The sequence below is a fragment of the Janthinobacterium paucivorans genome (assembly GCF_051380805.1).
Lineage (GTDB): Bacteria > Pseudomonadota > Gammaproteobacteria > Burkholderiales > Burkholderiaceae_D > Janthinobacterium > Janthinobacterium lividum_D.
In genome coordinates, this window is sequence record NZ_JBNYXR010000002.1 from 242,277 (window position 1) to 253,725 (window position 11,449).

Below are 11,449 nucleotides of genomic sequence, written 5' to 3' on the forward strand. Positions count from 1 at the left end.
CTTATCTGCGCGCTTGAGACAGCCGTCGCTCGCGGCAGTAACTTGTGGCCAGTAAGCGCAACCGTACTTGTAGTACGCCGAGCATAGTACGCCGAGCATCGCAGGGCGTACATGACGATGCGCAGCAGGTGTCAGCCTGCGCGGACATTGGCGATGCCGAAGGGCACATGCACCATCGGGATGGTGCCGCCCGCCGATTTCAGGTGGCTCAGCTGATCGTCGAAGAAGATATGTGGCTTGAACACGGCCAGCACGCGCGACTTGTCCATGCCGCCCAGGAAAAACGTTTCGTCGGCCGCCACGCCCCAGCTTTTCAGGGTTGTGACGACCCGTTCGTGCGAGGGCGCGCTGCGCGCCGTAATGATGGCGATACGCAGGATCTTCTTGTAGCCGGGGTCGCGCCGCTGCGCCTTCTCTTCCAGGCGCTGCATGCTGGCCAGCTTCTGGAACAGGTCGGCCAGCGGGCCGGGGCGGTGCGGCGTGCCTACGTTCAGGGTTTCATGGGCGTGGAATTCATCGACGTCGTTGTTGCGCTTGAACACGGTTTCCGCTTCGTCATCGGCGATCACGCCATCGAAGTCGAAGGCCACGCGCAGCTCTTCGTCGTTCTCGTCGTCTTGCGTGCGCGACGGCAGCACCAGGCCCGCCGGATAGTTGCAGGCCAGCGCGCTGCGCACGTCGTCTTCATTTGCGCTGAGGAAGAGCGAGGCGTTGAAGGCCGGCAGGTAGGGGTAGGGCGATTGGCCCGTCATGAAGGCGGCGCGCGAAATATCCAGGCCGTAGTGGGCGATTGAGTGCATCACGCGCAGACCCGTTTCCGGCGAGTTGCGCGAAAACAGCACCACTTCCACGGGCGACTGGCGTGGATAGTGTTTGTTGATGTTCAGGAAGCGGCGAATGAAGGGAAAGGCCACGCCGCGCGGCAGGACCGTATCGATATGCGCTTGCTGGTACTTGCGGTACTCCTCGGGGCCGTTGTCGAGGTAGACCTGATGCGATTCGGCCAGGTCGAAGAGGGCGCTGGAAGCGACCCCGATTACCAGTTTTTGTTCGATAGGATAGGCCATGCTGTTCCTGTGGTGTGCGTGTTGACCATCTTATACGACTATTAACTGCGTAGCCAGTACTGGCGCATGGCGTTTTTTTTTGCCAAAAGCTAGTTTCAAGTCATTTTTTTGCCCGCCCTGCAACACGCACTACAGTAAAGAAATAAATCTTGTCTTGCATCAAGTAGGTACCTGTCAGTAACTTCCTTTTTCCTTTATGCTTGTGCTTAGAAAATCTCTCCAATTGTAACGAAGCGTACGCCCCATCCCCGCCACCTTTATACAAATGTCAGCCGTTTAACTCGCATATGCCAGCCCGAACCTTGCCAGCAGCCGTCGTGACTTTATAAAGGACTTAGCCATGTTTAAGAATTTACTGATCAAATGGAAACTGGCGACCCTTGTCGCCGTGATGATGACAGCCTTGCTGGTGGTGGGCAGTTGCGGTTACGCGGGCATCGGCACCGTGGGCAACGCCGTCAATGAAATCGGCGTAGTGCGCCTGCCGTCGATCCAGGGCTTGATGATGATGAGCGAGGGCCAGACGGCCGTCGCCGCTGCCACCTTGACGGCCGCGATATATGAAAGTAATTACCAAGCACAAGACAAGTTCGCGCAAGCGCTGCAGCTGCGCAGCAAGGCCTGGAGCAATATCGAGGCGGGCCGCAAGTTGTACGAGCCGTTGCCGCAAACGCCCGAGGAAGCCGTGTTGTGGAAGCGCTTCCTCGATGAGTGGGCTGCCTGGAAGGGCGATGACGACAAGGTGCGCGCCACCTTGCGCCAGCTGGCCGACAACCGCGACGAGCAGCAGCAAAAGACCCTGTTCGTGGCGTTCTACAAGCATTATCTGGATTCGCGCAGCCGATTCGACAAGGCTGAAGCGACGCTTGATGAAATCATCAAGCTCAATAACGACGTGGCCGACACGAGCGTCAAGGATGGCAGCGCGGCTGTGCAGCGCTCGGAAAGCCTGATGCTGATGATGGGTTTGCTGGCCTCGGCACTGGGCATGGTCTGCGCCGCCTACATTACGCGCGCCATCACGCAGCCGATCAATTTGGCCGTGAAAGTGGCGCAAACGGTGGCTTCGGGCGACCTGACGAGCCATATCGAGGTGCTCACGACGGAAGAAACGGGCCAGCTGCTGCAGGCGCTGAAAGACATGAATTCCAGCTTGGTCAATATCGTCGGCCAGGTGCGCAGCGGTACCGAGACGATGGCTGCGGCCTCGTCGCAAATTGCCAGCGGCAACCTGGACCTGTCCTCGCGCACGGAAGAACAAGCCAGCTCGCTGGAAGAGACGGCGTCGTCGATGGAAGAGCTGACGTCCACCGTGCGGCAAAATGCCGACAATGCCCAGCAGGCCAACCAGTTGGCGCTGAGCGCCTCGGGCGTGGCCGTAAAAGGCGGCGCCGTGGTGCGCAAGGTAGTCGAGACTATGGATAGCATCAACGATTCCTCGCGCAAGATCGTCGACATCATTTCCGTTATCGACGGCATCGCCTTCCAGACCAACATCCTGGCTCTGAATGCCGCCGTGGAAGCGGCGCGTGCGGGTGAGCAAGGACGCGGTTTCGCCGTGGTAGCGACCGAGGTGCGCAACCTGGCGCACCGCTCGGCGGCGGCGGCCAAGGAAATCAAGACCCTCATCGGTGACTCCGTGGTGGCGGTCGATGCGGGTAGCAAGCTCGTTGCCGAGGCGGGCGGCACGATGGCTGAAGTCGTCTCCAGCGTGCAGCGCGTGACGGACATCATGGCCGAGATCAGCCTGGCGACGCAGGAGCAAAGCATGGGCATCGACCAGATCAACCAGGCCATCGGCCAAATGGACCAGGTGACCCAGCAAAACGCGGCGCTGGTGGAAGAGGCGGCCGCCGCAGCCGAATCGCTGCACGAGCAATCGGGCCATCTGGCCGAGGTGGTCAGCGTCTTCAAGCTCGATGGCATGCAAGCGCCTGTCGTGCGTGCGAAGGCGGCCGCGCCGCGCGCCGCGCTGGCCAACAGTGCGCTTGTGCGTCCGGCAGCGCATCGAACTGCGGGCCGGCCGGCCCTCAATGCTGTCGCGTCCTCGCACCAAAGCGCGTCGCGCGAGCCGGAGTGGGAAGTGTTCTGACAGCTCGATGGCGTCAGCCTGCACTTGCGCGCGGCTGCCTTTGCACGCCGCCTTGCACACTTTGTACGCGTTGTTAATCCGGCTGGCTTGGCCGCTATTCGTAGGCGCCCAGCCGGCGCTGTTCTTCCGGTGTAAAACTGGCGTCGCGCAGTTGCTGCAGCGCTGCCCCATCCTGCGCGCCGTCGGGCAGGGTTGCCTGCTGCGCCTTGTGCGTTTGATAGGCTATGATGCGCTGTTGCCACTGCGATTGCTCGCGGTCCAGCTCCGCCAGGCGCGCTGCCGCCGCTGGCGTAAACGTGCTGGCGCGCAGGCGGTAGACTTCATTCTCGCCGCCGCCCTGGGCGCGCAGCGTCTTCACGGCCGCATCGAGCTGGGCCACCTGCAGTGGTGCATCGCGCGCGGCGCGCTGGGCCGGCGACAGGTGCCGGTCCAGCGCCGCCAGTTGCGCCTGGCGCTGCGCTGCATCGAGCGTGGCGTCGCCCAGGATGGCCATGCGCATTACGGCATCGTCATCGTAGGCGTCGCTGGCGCCGAACAGGCCCGCGCTTTCCTCGGGCGTAAAGTAATTGCTGCGCAGCGCGCGTAGCGCTTGCAGGCGCGCGCGCGCCGCCCGAGCGGGATCTGCTTGCGCGGGCAAGGCTTGTTGCGCGCCAGCGAGCGCCTGCTTGTAGGCCAGCCAGGCGTCCAGCAGGCGCCTGGCTTCGCGGGCGGGGACCGGCGCCAGGCGTTTATCGAGATCTGCCTCGATCTGGCTGCGGATGGCTGCCAGCGGCTTTTCGCCCAGGCCCGCCAGGTAGTAGTCGAACAAGTGGCCCAGCTCCGCATCGAGCACCAGCTTGTCGCCTGCGGCCACCGTCACGTTGCCGTCTGGCCGCGTGCCTTGCATCGAGCGCACGAACGCGAACAGGTCCGGTTCCGGTTTTTCTTGCTGCGCGTCGGGTGGCTCGCCCGGGCGCAGCGCCAGGTACAAGCCCACGAGCAGCGCCAGGGCTGCCCAGCTAGCGCCGACAATCCATTTCGCGTGCATGCGCTTCTCCTTATAGTCCCAGGCCTTGCAGGCGGTTCGCTTGCTGGCGATAGACGGTGACGGGGTTGGTTTCAAACAGATTGACGATGCCGACGAACTGGTTGACTTCATCGAGGTGGTTCATGGCGTAGTCGTCGCGTATCACCTGGCCCAGGTGGCTCGAACAGCTGCTGACCAAGCCATCGTTCTTGACGTCGCCGAAAGCCAGGCTGACGGCCGCCAGGGCCGGGTCGCCGACGTCGAGCAGATTCGTATACGGTTGCGCGCCGCTCCACGAAAAGTAGTACACACCTTGCACCTGGTAGGCGCCTTCACCGCAGGCGGTGGTGGGGATACCTTGCGGGTGACGTTTATTGAAGGCCAGCGCGCCGGCCGTGGACAGCGACGCCAGCGAGGCACTGGCGTTTTGCGGCAGTCCCTTGTTGCCCGACAAAATGCCGATGAGCGAGGCGAGCGCATTGCCCAGCGCGCCACTGGTGTTGGGAATGGCACCGCTGAGGATATCGGCCACCTTGGAACCCTTGTTGACGCCGGCCACGCTGGTGACGGAGGCCACTAGGTCGGGCCGCACGGAAGCGACATAGCGGGCCGTGGGGCCGCCGTGGCTGTGGCCGATCAAGTTGACTTTGGCCGCTCCCGTGACGGCGAGGATTTGCTGCACCTGCGACAGCAATTGTTCGCCGCGCACTTCCGTGCTGTTGGCCGCCGAAACCGTGCTCACATACACTTGCGCGCCGCCGCTGCGCAGGGCGGCCGGCACGCCATAGAAATACTCGACGGGGCCGAGCTTGTCGAAGCCGAACAGGCCGTGCACCAGCACGATCGGGTACTTCGTCTGTGTGTAGCCGGTGGCGCTGGCGGTGCCAGGCAGGACGGCGATGGTGAGCAGCAGGGTGAATAACAGTTGCCAGAAGCGAGTCTTCATTTTGTCTCCGTAATGTGTCAGTGATCGACGCAATGCATGGTCGATTAAGTGTGGAAATGTCGATGCTGTAGCGATGCGCCGTGCGCCCCTGCACATTCTATTGATGGATAAAATCTAGCGAGCGCTCGGTTTTATGACTGTAGCATTGCTCGATTTAGATTGCAGACAATTGCATGATGCAGCGCAATAACTGTCGGTATTTGGCATCGTCTGTGCGCCCATTGCATAGTTGCAATGTCACAGTGGTTTTCCTGGGCTATAATCGGCGCGGCATCAGCCGTCCCGCCGTCTTGCAGTGCCCAATGCTGGCATTGCTTAGACCTCGCTTCTACACCGTTATTTGGGAATGCACTTGTCGACCCATTTTAATTTTGAACAGTTTCAGCAGATGACGCCTTTAAACGGCGAAAATATCTGGGAATATATTCTTGACCGTCACGCTGACCGCATCGGCGTCAAGCGCCGCAAGCCGGCGCTGGAAAATCTCGAACGCATCTTCGTCGCCACCTTCCGCCTGGCCAATGACGTCGGCTTTCGCGCCATGAGCTTGCGCGACCTGTGCCGCGAGACCGGGCTGTCGATGGGCGGCCTGTATGGCTACATCGCCAGCAAGGACCAACTGGCCGAAATGATCGAGGACGTGGTGCGCCACGCCACGCAAGCCCTGCCGCAGCTGTTCGCCGACGTGAAGTCGCCGCTGGATCGCCTGGAGGCGATGATACGCTCGTCGATTTACCTGTCCGAAGTGCTGCAGCCGTGGTTTTATTTTGTCTTCATGGATTCGCGCGTGCTGCAGGCGCAGCAGCGCAGCATGGCGAAGAATTCGGAGCTGTATGTGCAGACCTTGATCGCCGCCACCATCGGGCAAATCGAGCCGAAGCCGCACGGCGATCCGGCCTTGCTGGCCGCGCACTGCCTGGCCCTGTTCCAGGACTGGTACGTGAAGCGCTGGAAGTACCGCGCCGCGAAGGTGAATGTAGACGATTTCGCCGATAGCGTCGTCAGCACGGTGCGCGGGTATTTGAGCATGACCGCTGTGTAAACCTCGGCGGCACTTGTCGGGTTACGCCGTCCCGGCTAACCCGACCTACGATTGGTGATTGATGCAGTAATAGGTAGGTCGGATTAGCGAAGCGTAATCCGACAAGATACCTGCGTCAGTTCGTGGTTTCGATGGGTAGCGTCTCCGGCACTGCCGCCGGATCGGTCGGCGTTTCCACCTCCATGTCGAGCGTCTTGACGCCATTCATGTCGATGAACTCGTCATACAGCCATTCGCCATCGACCTGGCTCAGGCCCGCCGGCACGGCGCGCGTCACTTGCGGACGCGTCGACAGCGCGATGCGCATGTAGTCGATCCAGATCGGCATGGCCAGGGTGGCGCCAAATTCGCGTCCGCCCAGCGATTTGGGCTCGTCATAACCCATCCACGCCACCGCCACGATGCCACCGCCGTAGCCGGCAAACCAGCCGTCGACGGCATCGCTGGTGGTGCCTGTCTTGCCGGCGATGTCGCTGCGACCCAGTTTTTTCGTCGCCGCCGCACCCGTGCCGGTGCGCGTCACTTCGCGCAGCATGCTGTCCATCATGAAGGCATTGCGCGGGTCCAGCGCCAGGGTCTTGTCGTCGTTCGCGACCGGTGGCTTCGTTTGCATCAGTACGCTGCCTTTGGCGTCGACGATGCGCTCGATCAGGTAGGGCTCCACCTGGTGGCCGCCATTGGCGAACAGGGCGTAGGCGCCCGCCATTTGCACGGGCGTGACGGAACCGGTACCCAACGCCATGGTCAGGTTGTTGGGTTGGCGTTTTGGATCGAAACCGAATTTTTCCAGGAAGTCGTGCGTATACGACACGCCCAGCGCGCGCAGAATACGTACCGAGGCGACGTTCTTCGACTGCGCCAGCGCATAGCGCATGGTGATGGGGCCATCGAATTTGAAGTCGTCATTCTGCGGCGCCCACACCTTGCCGCCCGCCTGCATTTCCAGGGGCACATCGTTGATCAGGGTAGCCGGCGAATAGCCTTTTTCCAGCGCCGCCGAGTACACGAAAGGCTTCATGGCCGAACCGGGCTGGCGCCAGGCCTGCGTGACGTGGTTGAACTTTTGCAGCTGATAGTCGAAGCCGCCCACCATCGCATGGTAGGCGCCCGTTTGCGCATCGAGCGAGACGAAGGCGGCGGCCACCAGCGGCACTTGCGTGATGGCCCAGTTGCCCTTGCCATCCCTGGTGATGCGGATCACGGCGCCCGGGCGCAGCTTGATGCCGGCGCTCGCCTTGCTTGAGAGTGCCGATGCGGCAAAGCGCAAGCCCTCACCGGTGATGGCCTTGGCGTCGCCGTCACCGGTGTCGGCCAGCACCATACCGCCCGTTACTTGCGTGACGACGGCGGCGATCAAGCCGTCGCTGTCCGGGCGTTTTTGTAGTGCAGCATCGATAGCGTCGTCGCGCTGCTCGGGCTCAGCCGGCATGTCGATGAAGGTTTCCGGGCCGCGGTAGCCGTGGCGCTGGTCGTAGGCGATGACGTTGCGGCGCGTCGAGGCGTAGGCCGCATCCTGGTCCGCTTTCAAAATCGTCGTGTAGACGCTGATGCCCTTGCTATAACTGTCTTCCTTGAATTGGGCGTACACGGCCTGGCGCGCCAGTTCGGCCACGTATTCGGCGTGCGTCTCAAAACCCTGCTTGCCGCGCGTATTGAAACGCAGCGGTTGCGCCAGCGCCTGCTGGTACTGGCCTTCGCTGATGTAATCGAGTTCGCGCATGCGTTTGAGCACCAGTTTCTGGCGCGCGTGCGCCTTCTTTGGGTTGCTGATCGGGTTATGGCGCGAGGGATTTTGCGGCAAACCGGCCAGCATGGCCATTTCGGCGATCGACAGTTCCGACAAAGGCTGGCCGAAGTAGGTCTGGGCCGCGCTGCCGAAGCCAAACGAGCGCTGGCCCAGGTACATCTGGTTCATGTACAACTCGAGGATTTGCTCTTTCGACAGGGCCGCTTCGATCTTCAGGGCCAGCATGATTTCATTGAGCTTGCGCGAAGCGACTTTTTCGCGCGTCAGGAAGAAGTTGCGCGCCACCTGCATGGTGATGGTGGAGCCGCCGCCGTGGCCAAAGCCGTGGCGCAGGTTCGACAGCACGGCGCCGCCGACGCGCACGAAGTCGATGCCGTGGTGCTCATAAAAGCGGCCGTCTTCAATGGCGAGCAGGGCTCTTTTCATCATTTCCGGCACTTGCGCTATCGGCACGAAGTCGCGGTGCTCTTCGCCAAATTCGCCGATCAGCACATTGTCAGCCGTGTACACGCGCAGCGGTATCTTCGGCTGGTAGTCGGTGATGACGCCTAACTCGGGCAGGCGCGGGCGCACGTACAGGAACAGATAGGTAGCCAGCAGTATGGCCGCTGCCAGCGCGGTGCAGCCGGCGAGGATGATAGCGCGCATGGCAGCGCGGCGGGAAGGCCAGGGGAATCCGGATCGTTTGGCAGTCAAGGCAGTCTCACGTGAGCGTGCAAGGCACGGTGGCAGCGATTATAGACCAAGGCGCCAGCGTTTCTGGTGCGGGCGCGGTCCGGGACCGGGAGCAAAAAACCTTTTCATCGAAACGCGGCTGTGCGATAGTCTCGGCTTCAAGAAAGAGCCCGGGCGTCAATCCGGGCTGTTTATTTTTACATCATTACTAATGAGCGCTTGATAAAACCGTAGCGAGCGAAAGGGAGTTGTGGCCGAGAAGCGCAACTGTACGCAGGTACAGTGAGCATCGCAGGCCGCAGATCACGACGCGCTTAGGTTTGCTCAGGCGTTCCTTAGACACAAGGATTTTTTTATGGCAAAAGATGCAATGCCGAGCGCCGTGAAGCCGTATATTCCGGCCGATGCGAAGCTGCCCGAGATGACCTTCCGCGCGCTGTTCATGGGCGTCATTCTGGGGATGGTGTTTGGCGCCTCCTCGCTGTACCTGGTGCTGAAAGTGGGCTTGACCGTCAGCGCCTCGATCCCCGTCGCCGTGATCGCCATCACCCTGTTCGGCCTGGCCAAGAAGGTGGGCGGCAAGGATTCGTCTATCCTGGAAAACAGCATCACGCAAACGGCCGGTTCGGCCGGCGAGTCGCTGGCTTTCGGCTTGGGCGTGACCATGCCCGCCATCCTGATCTTGGGCTTCGACCTGGAAATGTCGCGCGTCATGCTGGTCGGTATCCTCGGTGGCTTGCTCGGTATCCTGATGATGATCCCCATGCGCCGGACCATGATCGTCGATCAGCACAAGGAACTCAAATTCCCCGAAGGCACGGCTTGCGCCGAAGTGCTGAAGGCCGCTGCCACGGAAGAATCGCGCATCGCCGCCGGTGAAAGCATCGAGAAGGATTCGGCCGCCGCACTGGACGCCAAGCGTCGCGCCAAGATCATCTTCGGCGGTTTCGCCGTCGGCTTGCTGTATAAAGTCTTCAATATTTCGTTCAAGGGCTGGAAGGATACACCGGGCGTGGAATTTGCCGCGCCGCTCAAGGGCGGTTCCATCGGTGCCGAGATTTCGCCTGAATTGCTGGGCGTGGGCTATATCATCGGCCCGCGCATCGCCGCCACCATGGCGGCCGGCGGCGTATTGTCTTATTTGCTCTTGATCCCGATGATCAAGTTTTTCGGCGACAGCCTGACCACCGTGCTCTCGCCCGGCACCAAGTTGATCAGCGACATGGGCGCCGACGACGTGCGCAGCGCCTACGTGCTGTACATCGGCGCGGGCGCCGTGGCCGCCGGCGGCCTGATTTCACTGGTGCGCGCCATGCCCATGATCTGGCGCAGCCTGTCGGCCGGCCTGAAAGGCATCGGCAAGGGTGTCAAGAGCAATTCCACGCTGCGCACCGAGCAGGATATCCCCCTGAAATGGGTCATCATCGGCTGCCTGGCCATCATCGCCGTGATCACCTTCGCCACGCCGCTGCACATGAATTTCCTCGGCGCGCTGCTGATCCTCGTCTTCGGCTTCCTGTTTGCCACCGTGTCGTCGCGCCTGACGGGTGAAATCGGCTCCTCGTCGAACCCGATCTCCGGCATGGCCGTGGCCACCTTGCTGTTTACCTGTCTGATCTTCCTGATCATGGGCTGGACGGGCGGGCGTTACTATGTGACGGCCCTGTCGGTGGGCGCCATCGTTTGCATCGCCGCCAGCAATGCCGGCACCACCTCGCAAGACCTGAAAACTGGCTACCTGGTGGGCGCCACGCCGCGCCTGCAGCAGTACGCGATCCTGGCGGGCGCACTGTCGTCGGCGCTGATCCTCGGCCCCATCTTGCTCAAGCTGAATGAGGCGAGCACCGTCTATGTGCCGGCCGCGCAAGTGGCGCCTGGCCTGACGGTGGACGCGTCGAAACTGACAGTGACGGGCGAGCTGCATGGCCCGCAAGCCGACACCGACCACACTACGTATAAAGTCTGGCAAAAGACCGATACCGTGGGCGGCCCGGCCGGCAAATATTTTGTCAAGGACGATGGCCAGTTGGCTTACCTGGTCGATCCGGGTATTAATGGCCATTACAGCAAGCGTCCCGACGGTTCGGAAGTGAAAAAATACGATGCGCCCAAGGCCGTGCTGATGTCCTACATCATCAAGGGTATCCTCGACCAGCAACTGCCGTGGACGCTGGTGCTGTTTGGCGTGATGATCGCCGTGGTGCTGGAAATGGCCGGCATCCCATCGCTGGCGTTTTCGGTGGGCGTGTACCTGCCGCTGTCGTCCACTTTGCCGATTTTCGTCGGCGGCCTGGTACGCTGGCTGGCGGACCGCCGCAACAACAAGCTGGAACACAACGCAACATTGAACGAGGAAGAGCGCCAACTGGCGGGTGACCGCAGTTCGGGCGTGCTGCTGGCGTCCGGCTACATCGCCGGCGGCGCACTGGCCGGCATCATCATCGCCATTACGGCTGGCGTGCTGACGCACTTCGACCAGATGATGGCCGACTGGGCCGAACACGGCAACCCGTTCTACGCGGGCCTGCACTCGGATGCGTTGTCCCTGCTGCCGTATGCGCTCATCATCGTGCTGTTGTATATCGTCGCACGCGAGAAAAAGGCGGCTAGCAAGCTGGCTTGATGCCGGGTACTGTCGAATGCAAGCCGCCCGGATCGTGATGATACCGGGCGGTTTTTTTTATGCGCGCCCGGTCGGGCCGCCAGGGCAGGGCGGGCCGCAAAACGCCGCGCTTCGAACAGGCCGCCATCGACATGCGTTTCGCAGGCCTTGCTACACGGCGCGCAGTATCGGCGTATGCAGCGGCGCAGCATCGAGCAAGGCCAGGCGTGCATGCGAGTACCTCTGCACTCGCGCATAGGGATCCCGCTTCT

At 61.7% G+C, this 11,449-nt stretch carries 7 protein-coding genes; 3 read left to right on the forward strand and 4 right to left on the reverse strand.

The window, feature by feature from the left end; genetic code table 11:
* Positions 1-131: 131 nt before the first annotated feature.
* Positions 132-1,067 (reverse strand): 5'-nucleotidase, encoded by a 936-nt coding sequence (locus tag ACQ4V8_RS04120; RefSeq protein ID WP_070347119.1) that lies wholly within the window; start codon positions 1,065-1,067, stop codon positions 132-134.
* Positions 1,068-1,407: 340 nt separating this feature from the next.
* Between ACQ4V8_RS04120 and ACQ4V8_RS04125 the strand changes: the two genes are divergently transcribed.
* A complete protein-coding gene (locus ACQ4V8_RS04125; RefSeq protein WP_070347118.1) occupies positions 1,408-3,159 on the forward strand; it encodes a methyl-accepting chemotaxis protein in 1,752 nt (583 codons plus the stop codon).
* A 94-nt stretch (positions 3,160-3,253) separates the two neighbouring features.
* On the opposite strand, the gene ACQ4V8_RS04130 is transcribed toward ACQ4V8_RS04125, so the two are convergent.
* Both ACQ4V8_RS04130 and ACQ4V8_RS04135 read right to left on the reverse strand, forming a co-directional pair.
* Positions 3,254-4,186, reverse strand: a complete 933-nt coding sequence (locus tag ACQ4V8_RS04130; RefSeq protein WP_010398977.1) for a lipase secretion chaperone — start codon at positions 4,184-4,186, stop codon at positions 3,254-3,256.
* A gap of 10 nt (positions 4,187-4,196) precedes the next feature.
* On the reverse strand, positions 4,197-5,111 hold the full coding sequence (locus tag ACQ4V8_RS04135) for a lipase family alpha/beta hydrolase (RefSeq protein ID WP_010398975.1): 915 nt from the start codon (positions 5,109-5,111) through the stop codon (positions 4,197-4,199).
* A gap of 388 nt (positions 5,112-5,499) precedes the next feature.
* On the opposite strand from ACQ4V8_RS04135, the gene ACQ4V8_RS04140 reads away from it, so the two are divergent.
* Entirely contained in the window at positions 5,500-6,153 is a 654-nt protein-coding gene (locus tag ACQ4V8_RS04140) for a TetR/AcrR family transcriptional regulator (RefSeq protein WP_050855929.1), read from the forward strand.
* Positions 6,154-6,268: 115 nt separating this feature from the next.
* Here ACQ4V8_RS04140 and ACQ4V8_RS04145 read toward each other — a convergent pair whose 3' ends face one another.
* The gene (locus ACQ4V8_RS04145) at positions 6,269-8,548 is read right to left on the reverse strand and encodes a penicillin-binding protein 1A (protein WP_436570954.1); all 2,280 of its coding nucleotides are present in this window, start codon (positions 8,546-8,548) and stop codon (positions 6,269-6,271) included.
* 382 nt (positions 8,549-8,930) lie between these two features.
* Between ACQ4V8_RS04145 and ACQ4V8_RS04150 the strand changes: the two genes are divergently transcribed.
* On the forward strand, positions 8,931-11,198 hold the full coding sequence (locus ACQ4V8_RS04150) for an OPT family oligopeptide transporter (protein WP_436570955.1): 2,268 nt from the start codon (positions 8,931-8,933) through the stop codon (positions 11,196-11,198).
* Positions 11,199-11,449: the final 251 nt, after the last annotated feature.